The 20,572-nt window shown below is 65.6% G+C and carries 15 protein-coding genes, 1 tRNA gene and 1 riboswitch; of the genes, 5 read left to right on the forward strand and 11 right to left on the reverse strand.

The window, feature by feature from the left end:
• Window positions 1–35: 35 nt before the first annotated feature.
• The gene (locus AMB_RS12335; RefSeq protein WP_011384836.1) at window positions 36–1,250 is read right to left on the reverse strand and encodes an ABC transporter substrate-binding protein; all 1,215 of its coding nucleotides are present in this window, start codon (window positions 1,248–1,250) and stop codon (window positions 36–38) included.
• A gap of 163 nt (window positions 1,251–1,413) precedes the next feature.
• Between AMB_RS12335 and AMB_RS12340 the strand changes: the two genes are divergently transcribed.
• Window positions 1,414–1,501, forward strand: a tRNA-Ser gene (locus AMB_RS12340).
• Here AMB_RS12340 and AMB_RS12345 read toward each other — a convergent pair.
• The 6 genes from AMB_RS12345 to AMB_RS12370 form a co-directional block, all read right to left on the reverse strand.
• Window positions 1,502–2,365, reverse strand: coding sequence for an aldo/keto reductase family protein (locus tag AMB_RS12345; RefSeq protein WP_011384837.1), 864 nt, complete (start codon window positions 2,363–2,365; stop codon window positions 1,502–1,504). It lies immediately after the preceding tRNA gene.
• Window positions 2,366–2,613: 248 nt separating this feature from the next.
• Window positions 2,614–3,318: an ABC transporter ATP-binding protein gene (locus AMB_RS12350; protein WP_011384838.1), complete on the reverse strand. Its 705-nt coding sequence runs from the start codon at window positions 3,316–3,318 to the stop codon at window positions 2,614–2,616.
• Window positions 3,318–4,049 carry an ABC transporter ATP-binding protein gene (locus AMB_RS12355; protein WP_043744393.1) on the reverse strand — a complete coding sequence of 244 codons (732 nt, stop codon included), beginning with the start codon at window positions 4,047–4,049 and terminating at the stop codon, window positions 3,318–3,320. Before AMB_RS12355 ends, AMB_RS12350 begins: the two co-directional genes overlap by 1 nt.
• Window positions 4,046–5,038: a branched-chain amino acid ABC transporter permease gene (locus AMB_RS12360; protein WP_011384840.1), complete on the reverse strand. Its 993-nt coding sequence runs from the start codon at window positions 5,036–5,038 to the stop codon at window positions 4,046–4,048. The genes AMB_RS12355 and AMB_RS12360 overlap by 4 nt, the downstream gene beginning before the upstream one ends.
• Window positions 5,035–5,901, reverse strand: coding sequence for a branched-chain amino acid ABC transporter permease (locus tag AMB_RS12365; RefSeq protein ID WP_043744396.1), 867 nt, complete (start codon window positions 5,899–5,901; stop codon window positions 5,035–5,037). The genes AMB_RS12360 and AMB_RS12365 overlap by 4 nt, the downstream gene beginning before the upstream one ends.
• 54 nt (window positions 5,902–5,955) lie before the next feature.
• A complete protein-coding gene (locus AMB_RS12370) occupies window positions 5,956–7,185 on the reverse strand; it encodes an ABC transporter substrate-binding protein (RefSeq protein ID WP_043744399.1) in 1,230 nt (409 codons plus the stop codon).
• Window positions 7,186–7,323: 138 nt separating this feature from the next.
• On the opposite strand from AMB_RS12370, the gene AMB_RS12375 reads away from it, so the two are divergent.
• Both AMB_RS12375 and AMB_RS12380 read left to right on the forward strand, forming a co-directional pair.
• Entirely contained in the window at window positions 7,324–8,631 is a 1,308-nt protein-coding gene (locus AMB_RS12375; protein ID WP_043744401.1) for a diguanylate cyclase domain-containing protein, read from the forward strand.
• Between the two features lie 19 nt (window positions 8,632–8,650).
• Window positions 8,651–9,298 (forward strand): DsbA family oxidoreductase, encoded by a 648-nt coding sequence (locus tag AMB_RS12380; protein ID WP_011384844.1) that lies wholly within the window; start codon window positions 8,651–8,653, stop codon window positions 9,296–9,298.
• A gap of 82 nt (window positions 9,299–9,380) precedes the next feature.
• On the opposite strand, the gene AMB_RS12385 is transcribed toward AMB_RS12380, so the two are convergent.
• Genes AMB_RS12385 through AMB_RS12395 form a run of 3 tightly spaced genes read right to left on the reverse strand, consistent with a single transcriptional unit; the run spans window position 9,381 to window position 14,364 of the window.
• The gene (locus tag AMB_RS12385) at window positions 9,381–10,583 is read right to left on the reverse strand and encodes a pyridoxal-phosphate-dependent aminotransferase family protein (RefSeq protein ID WP_011384845.1); all 1,203 of its coding nucleotides are present in this window, start codon (window positions 10,581–10,583) and stop codon (window positions 9,381–9,383) included.
• A 38-nt stretch (window positions 10,584–10,621) separates the two neighbouring features.
• Entirely contained in the window at window positions 10,622–14,101 is a 3,480-nt protein-coding gene (gene mfd / locus AMB_RS12390) for a transcription-repair coupling factor (protein ID WP_043744404.1), read from the reverse strand.
• Window positions 14,098–14,364 carry a succinate dehydrogenase assembly factor 2 gene (locus tag AMB_RS12395; protein ID WP_043746610.1) on the reverse strand — a complete coding sequence of 89 codons (267 nt, stop codon included), beginning with the start codon at window positions 14,362–14,364 and terminating at the stop codon, window positions 14,098–14,100. Before AMB_RS12395 ends, mfd begins: the two co-directional genes overlap by 4 nt.
• A gap of 71 nt (window positions 14,365–14,435) precedes the next feature.
• On the opposite strand from AMB_RS12395, the gene recG reads away from it, so the two are divergent.
• Window positions 14,436–16,517: an ATP-dependent DNA helicase RecG gene (gene recG / locus AMB_RS12400; protein ID WP_011384848.1), complete on the forward strand. Its 2,082-nt coding sequence runs from the start codon at window positions 14,436–14,438 to the stop codon at window positions 16,515–16,517.
• A 91-nt stretch (window positions 16,518–16,608) separates the two neighbouring features.
• Here recG and AMB_RS12405 read toward each other — a convergent pair whose 3' ends face one another.
• Window positions 16,609–17,190 (reverse strand): TMEM165/GDT1 family protein, encoded by a 582-nt coding sequence (locus AMB_RS12405; protein WP_043744406.1) that lies wholly within the window; start codon window positions 17,188–17,190, stop codon window positions 16,609–16,611.
• Between the two features lie 17 nt (window positions 17,191–17,207).
• Window positions 17,208–17,383, reverse strand: a riboswitch (yybP-ykoY riboswitch).
• 189 nt (window positions 17,384–17,572) lie between these two features.
• On the opposite strand from AMB_RS12405, the gene uvrA reads away from it, so the two are divergent.
• Complete coding sequence (gene uvrA / locus AMB_RS12410) at window positions 17,573–20,416, forward strand: excinuclease ABC subunit UvrA (RefSeq protein WP_011384850.1); 2,844 nt, start codon at window positions 17,573–17,575, stop codon at window positions 20,414–20,416.
• The last annotated feature ends 156 nt before the right edge of the window (window positions 20,417–20,572 follow it).

Genomic DNA, 20,572 nt, shown 5'->3' on the forward strand with positions numbered 1-20,572 from the left:
AGACGGCCCGAAGACCGCCTTCCACCCCGCCTTGACTACTTCTTGACCATGGGACAGGCCGAGCTTGCCAGGGGCTTGAACGCCTCGGCGGCGGGAATGGTGGCCTGGATGTTATAGAAATCCCAATCCCCCTTGGATTGGGCCGGGGTCTTCACCTTGACCAGTAGCATGTCGTGGACCACTCGCCCGTCGGGACGAATGGCGGCGTTGCGCATCACCGCGTCGGAAATGGGCAACTCGCGCATCTTGGCCGCCACCGCCTTGGACTCGGTGGTCTTGGCCGCCGCCACGGCGCGCAGGTAATGCAGCACGCTGGAATAGGTGCCGGCCTGCACCATGGTGGGCTTGCGGTCCTTGAAGGCCTTTTGGAAGCGGGCGGCGAAAGCGCGGGCCTGATCGTCCTGGTCCCAGTAGAAGCCTTCGGTGAAGGTCAGTCCCTGGGCGATGTCCAGACCGAGGCTGCGGATGTCGGTCAGGAAGATCAGCAGCGGCACGACCTGCTGGCCACCCTGGACGATTCCGAACTCGCGGGCGGTCTTGATGGCGTTGATGGTGTCGGCCGCGCCGTTGGCCAGGGCGATCACCTGAGCCTTGGAGCTTTGCGCCTGCAGCAGGAAGGACGACATATCCGAGGAATTGAGCGGATGACGGACGCTTCCCACCACCTTGCCGCCCAACTGGTTGACCATGGCCATGGAATCGGCCTCCAGCGAATGGCCGAAGGCGTAGTCCACGGTCAGGAAATACCAGCTTTTGCCGCCCATCTTGGTGATGGCCTGGGCCGAGCCTGCCGCCAGGGCATAGGTGTCGAACATCCAGTGAAAGCCGGTGGCCGAGCAATCCTCGTTGGTCAGCTTGGTGGTGGCCGGGCCGGAATACATGGCGATGAAGTCGTGATCGAGGGTCAGCTTCTGCACCCCCAGCGCCACGGCCGAATTGGTCAGGTCGGCGATGGCGTTAACCTTGTTGACATCCGCCCATTCCCGAGCCTTCTGGACGCCGATGTCGGGCTTGTTCTGGTGGTCGATGGACAGCAGCTCGACCTTCATGCCCTTGCATTCCTTGGCCTGACAGTCGTCGATGGCCAATTGCGCCGCCGCCACCGAGCCGGGGCCGCCCATGTCCGAATAAGGTCCGGACATGTCAGAGAGAATCCCAATCTTGACCGTCTGCTCGGCCAGGGCCGGCATGGCGGCGAGCGTAAGGGCCATGGCGCCGGCCAAAGCCGGAATCCTTGCGTTCCTGATCATGAGAGCGTTTCCCCATCTGTGAAACCGGCGGGGGCTTCGCCCCTCGTTGCCTTCATGAAAACACAGCAGGGGGTGGCAAAGAAACGAATATATGTTCGTTTAAAAACTAGGGTTGCTGCCCCATTGCGCGGCCGGCGCCAGTGCGCTAAATCTGCGGCCCAGAGGATGGGTGGCAGAGTGGTCTATTGCACCGGTCTTGAAAACCGGAGGGGCGCAAGCCTCCGTGGGTTCGAATCCTACCCCATCCGCCACTACGGCCCACCACCCAACAAGGCTTCCAGGGCCTGGCATTCCTCGGCCGAGAGGGCGAAGTCCGCGATCTCCAGATCCTCGCGCATGTGCACGGCCGAACTCGTCCCAGTTAGCGGGATGATTTCCTGCTGGCTGAGATAGCGGAAGAAAATCTGCGCCGCGCTCCGCCCGTGCCGGGCCATCAGCGACCTCGTCACGTCATGGGCGAGAATGTCGGGGTTGGCGGTCAGCGTCCAAAAGCTCTGATAGAAAATACCGTTCCGGCGGCAGTAGAGGCGCAGGACGCGATCGAAGCCGGTGGCTGCGTAGAAGCGATTCTGGACCACGGCCGGCTTGATACGGGAGGTCTCGCACAGGTGGCGCAGCACCTCGGGATCGTAGCAATTGCTGATCCCCAGTTGCCGCACCCCGCCGCCATCGACCAGGGCCTCCATGGCTCCCCACACTTCCCGGAAATCGGAGGGATTGGGCAGAGGCGAATGCAGCACCAGGCCATCCAGGGTCTCGACGCCAAGATTGGCCCGGGACCGCTCGAACGATTGCGCCACCTGCCGGGCCAGGGGGGCCTGGGGATCATAAGGAAGGCGCTGGGGGTCCTGACCGGCCAGCGGCGTGAATTTGGTCTGCAGATAAAGGTCTTCCCGCCGCAAGCCCTTGGCCAATGCGGCGGCCAGCCCGGCGCCCACGCCGGCCTCGTCGTAGTGTTTGGGCTGGCAGGCGGTGTCGATGCCGCGAAAACCCGTGGCCAGGGCCAGTTCGACCAGCCCGGCGGTCCTGTCCTTCTTCCAGGCCGTGCCATAGAGAATCCGGGGGATCGCCACGCCGTGAATGGATGTCCAGGTTCCGTCTACCGCGCCGTCCATGGAATGCCCCCTGCCCAGATGCCTCGACTAGGTCGGGGCGATGGCCGCCGAATTCAAGTCTAACAGGCTGAGGAAAAGCCCCGCTTCGCGGCAGGGCACCCGCCCTGACCCGTTCGGAGGCACAGCCTCCGAACCTCCAGATTCTTTTTATCTCAATGGATTAAAAAACTGAAGGGTTAGGGAAGCTGTGCTTCCCGATCGGGGGATCGGGGGCAAAAGCCCCCGAAGTGGAATTGTTCCGCAGCCTGCTAAAGCCCCAAATAGGCGGCCCTGACCCGGTCGTCGCCCAGCAGGTCGGCGCCCCTGCCCTCCATGACCACATGGCCGTTCTCCAGTACGCAGGCATGGTCGGCCATATGCAGAGAAACCGCCACGTTCTGCTCGACCAGCACCACGGTCATGCCGTCTTCGTGCAGGCGGCGGATGATGGCGAAGACCTCGTGGACCATGGCGGGCGACAGGCCCAGCGACGGCTCGTCGAACATGATCATCTTGGGGCGGCCCATCAGGCAGCGGCCGATGGCCAGCATCTGCTGCTCGCCGCCCGACAGCGTCCCGGCCAGTTGCTTGCGCCGCTCCAGCAGGCGGGGAAACATCTCCCAGACCCGTTCCAGGCTTTGCGTCGCCAGCTTGCGGGCCCGCGGCACCATGGCGCCCAGTTCCAGATTGTCCTGGACACTCATGGTGGGGAACACCTGACGCCCCTCGGCCACCTGGCCCAGGCCGAGGTCGCAGATCTCGAAACTTTCCTTGCCGGTGATGTCGTGGCCGTCGAAGCGGATGGAGCCGGCCCGTGGCGGCTCCATGCCGGCAATGGCGCGGATCAGCGAGGTCTTGCCGGCCCCGTTGGCGCCAACGATGGCGGTAATCGAGCCATCGGGCACGGTGAAGCTGACCCCCGCCAGGGCCTGGGCGTCGCCGTAGAACAGGTCGAGGTCCCGGACGTCGAGCATCAGAGCTTCTCCTGTCCCAGATAGCATTCCAGCACCCTGGGGTCGCGCACCACCTCTTCGGGCGCGCCTTCGCAAACCGGCTTGCCGGTATTGATCACCACCACCCGCTGGGACAGCGCCATCACGGCGCGCATGACGTGCTCGATCAGCACGATGGTCAGGCCCGTCTCGCGGTTAAGCCTGCGGAAGGTCTCCACCATGCGGTCGGTCTCGGCCGGGCGCAGGCCGGCCATCACCTCGTCGAGCAGCAGCAGCTTGGGACCGGTGGCCAGGGCGCGGGCCACTTCCAGGCATTTGCGGTCGGGCAGCGTCAGGCCGCGGGCCATCTGGCGGCGCTTGTCGGCCAGCCCGAGAAGCTCCAGCACCTCGCGGGCCCGGCGCCGGGCCTGATCCACGTCATGAGTCCAGCGCAAGGCGCCGATCAGCACATTCTCTTCCACCGAGATGTTGCCGAACGGCTTGACCAGCTGGAAGGTGCGGCCGATTCCGGTCCGGCAGACCTGATCGGGACGCAGGCCGACCAGCGAGGCCCCCTCCATCTCGATCCGCCCCTCATCGGGCTCAAAGACACCGGCGATCATATTGAAAACAGTTGTTTTTCCGGCCCCGTTGGGTCCAATCAGCGCCACGACCTCGCCAGCGGCGACGCTGAACGACACGCCGTCCACGGCGCGCAGGCCCCGGAAGTTCTTGACCAGCCCTTCGACCAGCAGCAACGGCGCGGCGCTCAACGGTCGCCCTCCCCGTCTTCCTCGGGTTCCAGCCCCAGACGGGTCCGAATCCAGGGCCAAACGCCGTCGGGCAGGAACTTGACGATGGCCAGCAGCGACAGGCCGTAGCACAGCTGCTTGATGCCTGCCGCCTTGAATCCCAGGGCCTCGGTGGCCATGGTGATCCCCTCGCCCAGGGGCGTCAGGATCAGCGCCCCGAGGATCGGCCCGAACAGGGTTCCCAGGCCCCCGACGATGGGCGCCAGGATGATCTCGATGGACCGGTTCATGCCGAAGGCCTGATTGGGGAACAGGTTGTTGTAGTAGAAGGCGAAGAACACGCCGCCCAGCGCGGTCAGTCCGGCCGACAGCATGACGGCATAAAGCTTGGCGCGGAACACGTTGATGCCCAGCGCCGCCGCCGCCTCCTGGTCCTCGCGCACCGCCAGCCAAGTGTAGCCGAGGCGCGACCGCACCAGCTTCCGACACAGCAGGAAGATGCCCACGGTCATGGCCAGGATCAGGTAGTAGAACATCAAGGGATGGCCGCGCAGATGGATCAGGTCGATTCCGGTGCGGTCCCCCACCGGCAGGAACAGGCCGCCGGGACCGCCCAGGCCGGGAATGTGCTCGAACAGGATGCGGGTGAACTCGGCGAAGGCGATGGTCAGCAGGGCGAAATAGACGCCCTTGACGCCGAAGCGGAACCCAAGCGCCCCGACGGCTCCCCCCACCAGCACGGCCGCCGCCACCGCCGCGAACAGCCCCAGGGCCGCCGGCACGCCCAGATGGACGAACAGCGCCCCCGCCGTATAGGCGCCGAGCCCCACATAGAGGGTGTGGCCCAGGGACAATTGCCCGGCGAAGCCCATCATGATGTTCCACGCCTGGCCCACATAGGCGAAATACATCACCACCACCAGCACCGACAGCAGGTAAGGCCCGGCCGCCAGCGGGGCCAGGGCGAAGGCGGCCAGCAACAGGCAAAGCAGAATGGCTTGGCGGCTCATTTGCGCGCCCCCATCAGCCCCTGGGGCCGCAGCACCAGGATCAGGATCAGGATGGCGAAGCTGAACATGGCCTTCATGGAGGGCATCAGGAAATAGCCGGCCAGCACCTCGGACACGCCGATCAGGATGCCGCCCAGCAGGGCGCCGCCCATACTGCCCAGGCCGCCGACGATGACGATGATGAAAGCCAGCATGGTCAGTTCCGGCCCGCTGGAGGGCATCACGTCGATCAGCAGCGCCAGCAGCGCTCCGGCCGCGCCGACGCAGGCCGAGCCGATGCCGAAGGTCACGGCGTAAAGCTGCTTGACGTTCAGCCCGATCACCCTGGCGCCCACCAGATTGTCGGCACAGGCGCGGATGGCCTTGCCGGTCATGGTATGGCGGAAGAACAGCATCAGCAGGCCGGAAATGCCAAGCGCCGCGACGGCGGCCAGCAGGCGGACCTTATCGATCAGCAACGGCCCCACCTCGTAGGTGTCGAAGCCGTAGGGAACCTGGATGCCGTGGGCATCGGGGCCGAAGACCAGCAGCGAGCCGTTGACCATGATGATGGCCACGGCGACCAGCAGAATGAACTGCATGTGCTCGGGCTTGGAGACGAAGGCGTCGATCAGGCCGCGCTGCATGAGATAGCCCAGGGCGAACAGCAGCAGCGCGATCAGCGGCAGCCCGACCAGGGGATCGAGTTCCAGCCAGTTGAACAGCGCCCATGCGGCATACATGGCCAGCGCCGTCATCTCGCCATGGGCGAAATTGACCACGCGAACGACGCCGAAGATCACCGAAAGGCCCAGCGCCATCAGGCTGTAGACCAGTCCGGTCAGCAGGCCGGTGAGAATCTGGTTGGCGAGATCAATGCTCATGGGCAAAAAACATCCGACGGCCGCCCTGATCGGCGGCCGTCGGCTTTTACATCATCAGCCGCGCTGTTGCCAGCCCGGAGCCGGGAATACCGGCTTTGCCTCGGCCACATCGCTGGGCAGCACCACCAGCGGCTTGCCGCCGAAATTCTGGATGGTGGCCGAGCGGGTGTTGGTGTTCTGGCCCTTGGCGTCGAAGGCGATGGGACCGCCGATCATCACGTGCTCGGCGATGTTGGTGGTGGGCAGCGCCGCCAGGATGGCCTTGGGATCATTGCTCCCTGCCCGCTTGGCGGCATCGGCGGCGATGAGGATGGCCTCGAAGGTGAAGCCGATGTTCATCTCGAACAGGGCGTCGGGATGGGACTTGCTGAACGCCTTGAGCAGCGCCTGCGACATGGCCGACTTGGGATTGATCCACGGCAGGTTGGTCATGCAATAGTCGGAATACTTGCCCAGCGTCTTGTAGAACTGGGTCTCGTACATGCCGGGGCTGCCGGGCGATACCACCGCCTTGGGCTCGAAGCGCTGCTTGACCATTTCGCGGATGGCGCGGATGCAATCGTCGCCGTGGGGCACCAGCAGCACCAGATCGGCGCCGGTGGCCTTGGCCTTGCCCACTTCCACCGCCAGATCGCGGGCATTGCCGTCATAGGAGATGGTTTCCACCAGCGGGAACGGCATGTCGAGCGTCGGGAACAGCTTGTTGACCGCGCCGGCCATGGCGGTGCCGAAGGTGTCGTTGTTGTGCAGGAACACCGCCTTGGTGGGCGTGGTGCCGGTGACCTTGAACACGTCCTTCATGAGGGCCAGCCCCTCGGTCACCAGCTTGGGCGCCGTGGGGAAGTTGCGGAACAGCGTCTTGAAGCCCTGCTCGGTGATATTGGGCGCGGCGGCGATATTGACCACCAGCGGCACGCCCCGCTGCTCGCAGACCTGGGCCACCGCCAGGGTATGGGCGGAATCGAAGGCGCCGATCAGCACCTGGGCGCCGTCGGCGATCAGCTTCTCCGCCCGGGTGCGTGCCGTGTCGATATTGGTCTCGGTGTCGGCGATCATCAGCTGCACCGGCATGCCCATGTCGGCCAGCAGGCCGGGGGTAACCTCGGCGCCGCGCTTGCAGCTCTGGCCTTCGCGGGCAAGACCGCCCGACAGCGGCAGCAGCAGGCCGACCTTCAACGGCTGGGCGGCGCGCAGAGGCGCACCAAAGCCCAGGACGGCGGCGCCGGCCGCACCGGCGGCGAGGAAACCACGGCGATTGACCGTCGGCGAGGAATGCCCGGACATGACTTGCTCCTTGCAGGAAATGAGAGGGGCAAGACTAGCCTTTCGGCGCCATTGGGGCAATGAGGTCATACCCCCTTATGGCGGACGGCGATCCGTATTATGCTGGGGGTCAATTTTGCAATCGAAGGTTCACGCTCCATGATCCGTCTGGCCAACGTCATCGTAGCCCATACTGACGCGAGCGCCGCCGAAGGGGTCCTGGCGCGCCTGTCCCACAACGGCTACCACGCCCTGCACGCCACCAGCCGCGATCAGGTTCTGAAGCTGGCCGAGTACGAACACCCGGACCTGATCCTGGTGGGCGATGTGGGCGAGGATTCCATCGGGCTGGGCAATTGCCTGAAACAGGAACCGCTACTGGCCGACATTCCCATGGTGCTGCTGGTGGACAAGGTGACGGCCGAGGCGGCGGAAAAGGCCTGTGCCGCCGGCCTGGACGACACCATTTCCATGCATGACGACGACATGGAGATGCTTTCGCGGCTCAGGCCTCTGGTGCGTCTCGCCACCATGCATGCCGAACTGCGTCACCGGGCCTGTGCCGCTCAGCCTTTCGGGGTCACCGCCAGCGTGCGGGCCAGCGTGCCCGAGGGCAACCGCCCCTGCGTCCTGGTGGTCGGCCATGACCGCGACGGCGTGGGCGCCATTCTCGGCGCCTCGGCCGAGGTGATCACCAGCGCCAATCTCTACGATGCGGAAAGCCTGCTGGAGAACCGCAATTTCGACGCCGCCGTGGTAACCACCGACGGGGATCTGGAAGGCTATCTGGCCTTCACCTCCCAGGTGCGCAACAACCCCAGGCTGTTCAACCTGCCCATGGTCCTGGTGGTGGACAGAGGCGTGGCGGCGGCCGAGGTCTATCGCCGCGGCGCCAGCCGGGTGCTGGTCCGGCCCTTCGATTCCGGCATCCTGCGGGCTTCGGTCCTGGGCATGGTGCGTCGCCAGCAATTGCGCTGGGCCATCCGCGCCGCCCTGTTCGAAAGCCTGAAGGACCAGACCCGCGATCCCCTGACCGGCGTCTACAGCCGCGCCTACCTGGACACCTATCTGGCCGAGCGCCTGGAGGTGGCCAAGACCCACGACCGCCATCTGGCCGTGGTATTCTTTTACATTCCCAATATCGAGGGGGTGCGCAGCCATTTCGGCGACGATGCCGCCGAGCATCTGGCCCAGCAATTGGGGCAGTGGATCAACGGCCTGTTGCGGGCCGAGGATCTGACGGCACTTTACGCCAAGAATCAGTTCTGCGTGGTGCTGCCCGATACTCCCACCGTCGAGGCCGAGGTGGTGATGCACCGCATCGCCGGCGTGCTGGCGTATACGGATTTCGCCGTGCGCGAGGTCTATCAGCCGGTGAAGGTCTGGGTTCAGGTGGCTTGCACCGACGCCAAGACCACCGATACGCTGGACTCGCTGCTGGCCCGGGTTCAGGCCAAGCTGGATTGATTTCCGGGAAGGAATCGCGGTGAGGATCGAATACGTCTTCGATACCGTCTGTCCCTGGTGCTACGTGGGAAAGCGCCGCCTGGAGCGTGCCCTGGCCCAACGCCCCGAGACACGGGCGCGGATCATCTGGCGCCCGTTCCTGCTCAATCCCGACCTGCCGCCCGAAGGCATCGACCGGCGGACCTATCTGGACCGCAAGTTCGGCGGATCGGCCCGCGTCCAGCGCGTCCATGCCGCCGTCGCCGCCGCCGGCAAGACCGAAGGCATCGAGTTCGACTTCGAGTCCATCACCCGCATGCCCAATTCGCTCAACTCCCACCGGCTGATCCGATACGCCGGCGCTTCGGGGCGCGAGGGCGAACTGGTGGAAGCGCTGTATCAGGCCTACTTCTCCCAGGGATTGGATATCGGCGATGTGGAGGTGCTGACCTCCCTCGGCGCCACCATCGGGCTGGAGCGGGAGGCGCTGCACGCCTTCCTGACCTCGGACGCCGATGCCGCCAGCGTGCTCAACGACAATGCCCGCGCCCACCGCCTTGGAGTCAACGGCGTGCCCTGCCTGATCCTCGACAGCTCCTACGCCCTGGCCGGCGCCCAGGAGCCCGACATCCTGCTCCGCCTGATCGACATTGTGCGCGAAAGCCAGCCGGAAGCGGCGTTCAGCTGAGACCTTCCATGCAGGCGCCGCCCGAACATGAAAAGGGGAAGCCGAACGGCTTCCCCTGAAATGTTTTCACGATGAGAGAGGGCTACCCCCTCACCTCGGACGCCAGGCTGCGTTCCAGTTCGGCCATGCCACCGGGCATGTCCACCTTGCCGCCGGCGGCGCGCATGGCCGAGCCCAGGGCGTGCAGGGTGCGGAACAGGTTGGGGGCGCGGCTCTGCTCGCCCATCTGGCCGATGCGGACGATGGGCAGGCCGAAGGCGCCGGAGATTTCCACCTTGTGCACCTGGCTCATGATGTGGCGGACCTGATCGGCCGAGATGACCTCGGGCAGTTCGATGCCCACCACGGAGTTGAGGCGGGAATCCTCGGCGATCAGCAGCTTGAGGCCCATGGCCTCGACGCCGTTCTGCAACGCCTTGGAGCACTGGGCATGGCGGCGGAAGCGGCCCGGCAGGGTCTCGTCGCCGATCAGGCGCAGCGCCTCGTGCAGCGCCAGGATGCCCGACACTGGAGCGGTGTAGTGGTAGGAGTGGTTGTGCCAGAACTGGTGGGCCAGACGGGCGTCCAGGCACCAATGGGCCATGGGGCTGTTGCGCGCCTCAATGCGGGCGAAGGCCTCTTCCGAGAAGGCGATCAGCGACACGCCGGGAATGGAGGACAGACCCTTCTGGCCGCCGGTGATGATGGCATCGACCATCCACTCATCCATTTCCATGGGCATGGTGGAGAGCGTGCACACCGCATCGACGATGTTGAGGCAGCCGTATTGCTTGCCCAGGCGACAGATCTCCACCAGATCGCGGTTCCACACCGTGTTGGAGGTCTCGCCCTGCACCACGGTCAGAATCTGGAATCGGCCGGTCTTCAGCGCCTTTTCCACGTCCTCGGCGGAAATGGCCCGCTTGTCGGGGGCGTCCAGGCGGGTGACGTCGCCGCCCACCCGGTCGGCCATCTCGGCCAGACGGCGGGAAAACAGGCCGTTGCAGATGGACAGGACCCGGGTCCCCGGCTCCACCAGATTGGCGATGGCCATCTCCATGGCGGCCGAAGCCGGACCGGCCACGCCCATCACATGGGGGGAATTGGTCTGGAAGACGTAGCGCCCCATGGTCTTCACCTGTTCGATCACCGCATTCATGGTGTCGCCCAGATGGTTGATGATCAGCGAGTTGGCCATGGCCACCTTGGGCGGAATCGGCACGGGGCCGGCGCCCATCATCAACAGGGGTTCGTCAGGCAGGATATTGTCCAGGGGGATGACGGTCGGGGGCGTGGGGTATTTCATGTCAGTTCCTAAAGGCGGGATTCGCCTATACTCCTTTTTCAGGCCGATGCCAATTCCGCCAGTTTGCCGATGACGTTGCGCAATCCGACAATGCGCTGCTTGGGGTCCTCCCAGGCGCGCAGGAAGACGATCTTGTGGTCGGGCCTGATCTTGCACGACCCGGCCGAGCGGGCGATGAACTGCACCAGGGCGGCCGGGTTGGCGAAGACGTTGCCGCGCAGGGAGACCACCGCCCCCTTCGGCCCCGAATCCACCTTGTCGATGCCGGCCAGCTTGCACAGCGCCTTGATGGCCACCACCTCCAGCAGGTTTTCCACCTCCGGCGGCAGCTTGCCGAAACGGTCGATCAGTTCGGCGGCCAGGGCCTCGATCTCCGCCTGATCGGCCAGCGAGCCGATGCGGCGGTAAAGCGACAGGCGCACCGACAGATCGGCCACATAGGTCTCGGGGATCAGCACCGGCGTGCCCACGGCAATCTGCGGCGACCATTCCTCGGCCGCCTCGCCCCCCTGCCCGCCCTTGGCGGCGGCGACGGCCTCTTCCAGCAATTGCTGGTACAGCTCGACGCCGACCTCGCGGATGTGCCCCGACTGCTCCTCGCCCAGCAGATTGCCGGCGCCCCGGATGTCCAGATCGTGGCTGGCCAACTGGAAGCCGGCGCCCAGGGTGTCGAGGGCTTGCATCACCTGCAGGCGCTTTTCCGCCGCCTTGGACAGCACCTTGTCGTTGGGCAGGGTGAAATAGGCATAGCCGCGGGTCTTGCCGCGCCCCACCCGGCCGCGAAGCTGGTAGAGCTGGCCCAGGCCGAACATGTCGGCGCGGTGGATGATCAAGGTGTTGACCGAGGGCATGTCGATGCCGGATTCGATGATGTTGGTGGACAGCAGCACGTCGTACTGCTTCTCGCCAAAGGCCACCATCACCTCTTCCAGGTCGGCGGGCGCCAGACGGCCATGGGCCACGGCGGTCTTGACCTCGGGCACCAGCTTGGCGAGACGCTCGGCCACCCGGTCGATGTCGGCCAGACGCGGGCAGACGTAGAACACCTGTCCGCCGCGGTAGCGCTCGCGCAGGATGGATTCGCGCAGCACCACCGGGTCATAGGGCAGCACGAAGGTGCGTACCGCCAGCCGGTCGATGGGCGGCGTGGCGATGACGCTCATCTCCTTGACCCCCGACAGCGCCATCTGCAGCGTGCGGGGAATGGGCGTGGCGGTCAGCGTCAACACATGAACGTCGGCTTTGAGCTGCTTCAGGCGCTCCTTGTGAGCCACACCGAAATGCTGCTCTTCGTCGATGATCAGCAGGCCCAGGCGTTTGAAACCGATGCCCTTGGCCAGCAGCGCATGGGTGCCGACCACGACGTCAACCGAGCCGTCGGCCACCCCGGCCTTGACCTCGGAGGCGGTCTTGGCGGTGACCAGCCGCGACAGTTGCTCGACCCGCACCGGCAGGCCGGAGAAGCGCTCCTTGAAGGTGCGGTAATGCTGGCGGGCCAGCAGCGTGGTGGGCACCACCACCGCCACCTGCAACCCCTGGAGCGCCGCCACGAAGGCGACGCGCATGGCCACCTCGGTCTTGCCGAAGCCCACATCGCCACAGATCAGGCGGTCCATGGGCTTGCCCGAGGCCAGATCGGCGATGGAATCCTCGATGGCCCGCATCTGGTCTTCGGTCTCGGCAAAGGGGAAACGGGCGCAGAACTCGTCGTACAGCCCTTCCGCCGGCACCAGGGCCTCGCCCTGGCGCATCTTGCGCTGGGCGGCGATGCCGATCAGCTGGTCGGCGATGTCCCTGATGCGCTTCTTCAGCTTGGCCTTGCGGGCCTGCCAGGCGGTGCCGCCCAGCTTGTCCAGCGACACGCCGGCCTGCTCCGAGCCGAAACGGGTCAGGACGTCGATGTTCTCCACCGGCACGAACAGCTTGTCGCCGCCGTCATAGAGCACCCGCAGGCAATCATGGGGCGCACCGGAGACTTCCAGGGCAACGAGGCCGTCATAGCGGCCGATGCCGTGCTCGACGTGGACCACCAGATCGCCTTCGGCCAGGGCCGAGGCCTCGGCGATGAATTGGGCGCCCTTCTTCTTCTTGCGGGCGGGCCGCGCTAGGCGGTCGCCCAGGATGTCCTGCTCGGTGATCACCGCCAGATCGGGGGTGGCGAAGCCATGGTCGAGGCCGAGAACGGCAACGGCGACCCGGCCCTTGTCCAATCCTTGAGCCTCGGCCCAGCTCTCCACCGTCTCGATGCCCTTGATGCCGTGATCGCGCAGCACCCCGGCGAGGCGGTCGCGGGACCCCTGGGTCCAGGCGGCGATCACCACCCGGCGCCCGGCCTTGGCCTGCTCCTCGGCATGTTCGCGCACGCAGTCGTAGACGTTGACGCCCGGCCGGGCCCGCATATCAGCGAAATCACGGCCCAGCCGCCCGCCGGCATCGACGGCACCCTCGTCTCCCTCCACCGCGTCGAAGGGCGACAGGTGCAGCACCGGACGCGCCGCCAGCAGGCGGTCCCATTCGGCGCGCTCCAGATACAGGCGCTCGGGCAGGATGGGGTGATAGACCATGCCGGATTCGGTCAGCCCCGCTCCGGCCAGACCGGCGCGGGCGTCGAAATATTCCAGCACCAGGGCATGACGGGCGGTCAGAGCCTCGTCCGACTGGTGGTCCAGCACCACCGCCGCCTCGGGCACATAGGCGAACAGGGTGTCGAGACCGTCATGGAATAGCGGCAGCCAGTGCTCCATGCCGTTGAACTTGATGCCCTCGGAGATGGCCTCGTAAAGGGGGTCCGGCCCCGAGATCACCCCGAACATCTCGCGGTAATTGGTGCGGAAGCGGGCGATCGACGCGTCGTCCAGGCCCACTTCGCTGACCGGACGGCAGACAAAGCCCGCCATCGGCCCGGTGGTACGCTGGCTCATGGGGTCGAAGGACCGCACCGAGTCGATCTCGTCGCCAAAGAAGTCCAGGCGCAGGGGCTCGGCCGAGCCCGGCGGATACAGGTCGACGATGCCGCCTCTGACCGCGTATTCGCCCGGTTCCATCACGGTGTCGGCGCGCACATAGCCGTTCTTGGACAGAAAGCCGATCAGCTTGTCCATGGACAGACGCGAGCCCTTGCGGGCATCCAGCGTCGCCGAGGCCAGGGCCTCACGCGGCGGCACGCGCTGGGCCAGACCGGGGACGGTGGTCAGGACCACGAAGGCGCCCTTCACCCCGTCGGCGAGACGCGCCAGGGTATCGATACGCCGCGCCACCATGTCCACATGGGGCGAGACCCGGTCATAGGGCACGCAATCCCAGCCGGGGAATTCCAGCACCTGAAGATCGGGTGCAAAAAATGCCAGCGCCTCGGCCACGCGGGCCATGCGGCCCTCATCGCGGGCCACATGTAAAATGCCGCCCTGGGCGCAGCCACCGGCCGCCAGTTCGGCCAGCAGCAAGGCGTCGCGCCCTTCCGGCGCTCCGGCAAGCTTGCGGCGCCCAGGCTGCGCGATAAGATTATCGATATTTTTCAAATTGGTGCGGCTTCACTCTGAACGAATTTCTTGATCATGGCCATCACGTCATGATCCAGCACGGCCGGCACCTCTGCCTTGCCGGTGACCCAGTTGAACAGGTCGGAATCGTTCTCGGCAATCAGGGATTCGAAACGTTCGGCCTGCTCGGATGTCAGTGTTTCCAGGTATTTGGCGGCAAAGCCGCCGAACAGGATGTCGTTCTCGTTGGAGCCCATGTGATGGGCCCTGAACATCAGGCGCTTCAGTCGATCTTGATCCATTGTATCCGGCATTGCGTCGGTTTCGGAGCCGACTAGGATATAGCCCCTCATTGTCCGAATGTCAGCCCGCCATGCGCCCCCAGGTTCTGTTTCCCCTGTTTGCCCCGGTAACCACCCTGCCCGGCATCGGTCCGCGCCTCGCGCCCCTTTACCAGCGGCTGGTGGGGGACAAGGTGCTTGACCTGCTGTGGCACCTGCCTACGGGCGTGGTTGACCGCCGCTTCGCCCCGAAGGTGGCCGAGGCCCCCCACGGCAAGGTCGCCACGCTGACCCTTCGGGTGGATGCCCATTTTCCGTCGTCGTCGCCCAAGCGCCCCTACCGGGTGCGCATGAGCGACGAGACCGGCTTCCTGCATCTGGTGTTCTTCCACGGTCGCGAGGACTGGCTGCGCAAGCAATTGCCCGAGGGCGAGATCCGGGTGGTCAGCGGCCAGGTCGAGCACTTCAACAACGAGATCCAGATCAGCCATCCCGACCACATCGTGCCCCTGGACCAGATCGCCCAGGTGATGGCCGTCGAGCCGGTCTACGGCCTGACCGCGGGTCTCACCGGCCGCGCAGTGGCCAAGACCGTCGCCGCCGCTGTGGCCAAGGCCCCGGAGCTTCCCGAATGGCAGGATGTCCATTGGCTGGACCGGCAGAACTGGCCCACCTGGCACGCGGCGCTGACCGCCCTTCACCATCCCGCCGATGAGCACGGCGCCATCGGCGACACCCCGGCCCGGCGGCGCCTCGCCTTCGATGAATTGCTGGCTAACCAATTGGCGCTGGCCATGGTCCGCGCCCAGATGCGCAAGCTGAAGGGACGGCCGCTGGTGGGGGATGGCTCCCTGCGCTCCAAGGTGATGGCCGCCCTGCCCTACACCCTGACGGGGGCGCAAAGCCGCTCGCTGGCCGAGATCGACGCCGACATGGCCCAGCCGCTGCGCATGCTGAGGCTGCTGCAGGGCGACGTGGGCAGCGGCAAGACGGTGGTGGCGCTGCTGGCCATGCTCACCGCCGTCGAGGCCGGCTGTCAGGCCGCCATGATGGCGCCGACGGAAATCCTGGCCCGCCAGCACTATGCCGGCATCGCCCCGCTGGCCGAGGCGGCGGGTCTGAAAGTCGCCCTGCTGACCGGGCGCGACAAGGGAAAGGCGCGGGACGCCGTGCTGGCCGGGCTGGCCTCGGGCGAGACCCATATCATGCTGGGCACCCATGCCCTGTTCCAGGAGGACGTGGCCTTCAAGGATCTGGCCCTGGCGGTGATCGACGAGCAGCATCGCTTTGGGGTGCATCAGCGGCTGGAACTGGCGGCCAAAGGCCTCGCCGTCGATATGCTGGTGATGACCGCCACCCCCATTCCCCGCACCCTGCTGCTGACCGCCTATGGCGACATGGATGCGTCCCGCCTGGACGAGAAGCCGCCGGGCAGGAAGCCCATCGACACCCGCGTGGTCCCCCTGGCCCGCCTGGACGAAATGGTGGCCGGAGTGGGCCGCGCCATTTCCGGCGGGGCGCGGGCCTATTGGGTCTGCCCACTGGTGGAGGAATCGGAAACCTCGGACCTCGCCGCCGCCGAGGAGCGCCACCGCCACCTCTCCCAGGTGTTCGGCGACCGGGTCGGCCTTGTCCATGGCCGCATGAAGGGCGCCGCCAAGGACAAGGTGATGGCCGAGTTCGCCGCCGGGGAGTTGGACATCCTGGTGGCCACCACGGTGATCGAGGTGGGCGTCGACGTGCCCGCGGCCAACATCATGGTCATCGAGCACGCCGAGCGCTTTGGGCTGGCCCAGTTGCACCAGTTGCGCGGCCGGGTGGGACGCGGCACCCGGGAATCCCGCTGCCTGCTGCTCTACGGCCATCCCCTGGGCGAGATCGCCAAGGCCCGCCTGGAAATCATGCGCGCGACCGAGGACGGGTTCCGCATCGCCGAGGAGGATTTGCGCCTGCGGGGCGGCGGCGAGATGCTGGGGACCCGGCAAAGCGGCCTGCCCGAATTCAGGCTGGCCGATCTCGCCATTCACGGCGAATTGCTGGCCGCCGCCCGCGACGATGCCCGCCTGATCCTGGACCGTGACCCGGAATTGTCCGGCCCAAGGGGTGAGGCCTTGCGGGTTCTGCTCTACCTGTTCGAGCGCGACGCGGCGGTCAGGACGTTAAGGTCGGGGTGAACCACGAAGGAGCGAAGGCACGAAGGAACACGAAGAAGATATCCTTCCCCTTTCCTTCGTGCCTTCGTGGTTCAAATCATCGTTTCACCCCTTAACCCATCACCGCCTTGCCCACATCGGTTAGCGCCAGGACGCCCAGGATGGCGAACAGGGCGGCGGCGACCATACGCACCAGCTTGAGCGGCAGCTTCTCGGCCATGGCGTTGCCCACGAACACGGCGGGCACGTCGGCGATCAGCATGCCCAGCGTGGTGCCCATGGTGACGAACAGCAGGTCGCCAAAGCGCGCCCCCAGGGCGACGGTGGCGATCTGGGTCTTGTCGCCGATCTCCACCAGGAAGAACGCCACGGTGGTGGCGACGAAGGGACCGGCCTTCTCCCACATCCTGGGCTGCTCGTCCTCGTCCATCTTGTCGGGGACCAGGGTCCATGCCGCCATGGCGATGAAGGAAAGGCCGACGATCCAGCGCATGGTTTCTGGGCCGATCCAGCGGGCGGCCTCGACGCCCAGCAGGGCCGCAAGGCCGTGATTGGCCACGGTGGCCACCAGGATACCGGCGACCACCGCCCAGGGCTTCCTGAACTTGGCGGCGAGCAGCAGGGCGAGAAGCTGGGTCTTGTCGCCGATCTCGGCGGCAGTGACCACGGCAAGGGAAACCAGCAGCGATTCCATAAGGCACCAAATGGGGGATTGGGCAACGCATGACCGATGGCCCGGAAACCCGCCCAATCCCGTGGACGCAAGGAATCCGAAGCCAAAGGTCTCGCCAGGCTGATCTGCCGGACGCGCCATGGGCCAAAGGCCCAAGTCTGTTGACGCGCCCCCTTCTGATACCCGAAGGCGGCTACTCCCCAATGACGCGCGGACCATACCCATGCCAGCCATGCCGGGCAAGCCCTTTATCCCGCCAGAGAATCTCTCTAACATCCGCCCTTCATTTGTTCCGTCACCCCCGCGCAGGCGGGGGTCCATGGAGACGCAATCTCCGTGTGTCCGGCATGGATTCCCGCTTTCGCGGGAATGACGGGGAATTCAGGCGGTCAGGATAGTCAGTATGAGCGGCTTTATCCGGGTGCGTGGCGCCCGCGAGCATAACCTGAAGAATATCGACGTCGACCTGCCCCGCGACAAACTGGTGGTGATCACCGGCCTGTCGGGTTCGGGCAAGTCGTCGCTGGCCTTCGACACCATCTACGCCGAGGGACAGCGCCGCTATGTGGAATCCCTGTCGGCCTATGCCCGGCAGTTCCTGGAGCTGATGCAAAAGCCCGATGTGGAGAGTATCGAGGGCCTGTCGCCGGCCATCTCCATCGAGCAGAAGACCACGTCGAAGAATCCCCGTTCCACCGTGGGCACGGTCACCGAGATCTACGACTACATGCGCCTGCTGTGGGCGCGGGTCGGAGTCCCCCACTCGCCCGCCACCGGTCTGCCCATCGAAAGCCAGACGGTCAGCCAGATGGTCGATCGGGTCGAGACCATGGCCGAAGGCACCCGCCTGTATTTGCTGGCGCCCTTCGTGCGCGGCCGCAAGGGCGAGTACCGCAAGGACCTGATCGAGCTGCAGAAGAAGGGCTTCCAGCGGGTCAAGGTGGACGGCACCCTCTACGAAATCGACGAGGTGCCCCAGCTCGACAAGAAGAAGAAGCACGACATCGAGGTGGTGGTCGACCGTCTGGTGGTGAAGCCGGGCCTCGGCAACCGCCTCGCCGATTCCATCGAGACGGCGCTGTCGCTGGCCGACGGTCTCGCCATCGCCGAGAATGCCGAAACCGGCGAGCGCACCGTGTTCTCCGCCAAGTTCGCCTGCCCGGTGTCGGGCTTCACCATCGAGGAGATCGAACCTCGCCTGTTCTCCTTCAACAATCCGTTCGGCGCCTGCCCGGCCTGTGACGGATTGGGGGTCAAACTTTATTTCGATCCCGAACTGGTCATTCCGAATCCTGGGCTGTCGCTCCGCGAAGGCGCCATCGCGCCCTGGGCCGGGTCCACCTCGCAATACTACGTCCAGACCCTGCAGGGATTGGCCGAGCATTACCGGTTCAAGCTCGATACCCCCTGGGAAAAGCTCCCCGAGCGCGCCCGGGAGGTCATCCTGCACGGTTCGGGCAACGAGGAAATCCGCATCGCCTACGAGGATGGCTTCCGCGGCTATCACACCGAGAAGTCGTTCGAGGGCGTCATTCCCAACATGGCGCGCCGCTACCGCGAGACCGATTCCTCGTATATCCGCGAGGATCTGTCCCGCTTTCAGGGCACCGCGCCCTGCGAGACCTGCGGCGGGGCGCGGCTCAAGCCCGAGGCCCTGGCGGTCAAGGTGCGCGGTCTGCACATCTCGGAAGCCACCGAGTTCTCCATCCTGAACGCCCGCGATTGGTTCGCCGACCTGCACAACCACCTGCGGCCCAAGGATCAGGAGATCGCAAGGCGCATCCTGCGCGAGATCAACGACCGCCTGGGCTTTCTGGTGGATGTGGGGCTGGAATACCTGACCATGGGGCGCGGCTCGGGCTCGCTGTCGGGTGGCGAGAGCCAACGTATCCGGCTGGCCAGCCAGATCGGCTCGGGGCTCACCGGCGTGCTTTATGTCCTGGACGAGCCCTCCATCGGCCTGCACCAGAGGGATAACGACCGTCTGCTGGCCACTCTGCGGCGCCTGCGCGACATCGGCAACACGGTGATCGTCGTCGAGCACGACGAGGATGCCATCCGCAGCGCCGATTATCTGGTGGACATGGGACCGGGGGCCGGTATCCATGGCGGCCAGGTGGTGTCGGAGGGCACGCCCGCGCAGGTGATGGCCGATCCCAACAGCATGACCGGGCGCTATCTCACCGGACAGGACCACATCCCGCTCCCCGCCCTCCGCCGTCCCGGCAACGGCAAGCGGCTGTCGCTGATCGGCGCCAGGGGCAACAATCTCAAGAACGTCGATGCCCATATCCCCCTGGGGACGCTGACCTGCGTCACCGGCGTGTCGGGCGGCGGCAAGTCCACCCTGGTGATCGAGACCCTGTACAAGGCCCTCTCCCGCCGGCTGATGGGCGCGCGCGAGCAACCCTCGCCCTTCGACCGCATCGACGGCATGGAGTATCTGGACAAGATCATCGACATCGACCAGAGCCCCATCGGCCGCACGCCGCGTTCCAACCCGGCCACCTATACCGGCGCCTTCTCGCCCATTCGCGACTGGTTCACCGAACTGCCCGAGTCCAAGGTGCGCGGCTACAAGCCCGGGCGCTTCTCGTTCAACGTCAAGGGCGGCCGCTGCGAGGCCTGCCAGGGCGACGGCGTCATCAAGATCGAGATGCACTTCCTGCCCGACGTCTATGTTCAGTGCGACGTCTGCAAGGGCAAGCGCTATAACCGCGAAACCCTGGAAATCACCTTTCGCGGCAAGAGCATAGCCGACGTTCTCGACATGACCGTCGAGGAGGCCGCCGACTTCTTCAAGGCGGTTCCCGCCATCCGTGACAAGATGGTGACCCTGCAACGGGTCGGCTTGGACTACATCCATCTGGGCCAGCAGGCCACCACGCTGTCCGGCGGCGAGGCCCAGCGGGTCAAGCTGGCCAAGGAACTGTCCAAACGCTCCACCGGCCGGACCCTGTACATCCTGGACGAACCCACGACCGGCCTTCATTTCGAGGATGTGCGCAAGCTGCTGGAGGTGATTCAGGCCCTGGTCGATGCCGGAAACACGGTCCTGGTCATCGAACACAATCTGGAAGTCATCAAGACCGCCGACTGGATCGTCGATCTGGGCCCCGAAGGTGGTGATGGCGGGGGCCGCATCGTGGCGGCCGGGACTCCCGAAGACGTGGCGGCCTGCCGGGAAAGTTACACCGGTCATTACCTCGCGCCCATTCTGGGGCGGAAATCGAGGAAATCTTCTTAACCCATTGGCAGGGGCGGATTTTCCGCCCCTTCTGAATCCTACGTCGTAAAGACGATACTTTAAGAGAAAGACCTGCTTTTCGACTCAGTTCACAGCCGCAACGAATCCTGGACTGGAGTCCTCCGAGTCCATTACTTCAAAAGCTCTGGACAGCCG

Source organism: Paramagnetospirillum magneticum AMB-1, from assembly GCF_000009985.1.
GTDB classification, from domain to species: Bacteria; Pseudomonadota; Alphaproteobacteria; order Rhodospirillales; family Magnetospirillaceae; genus Phaeospirillum; species Phaeospirillum magneticum.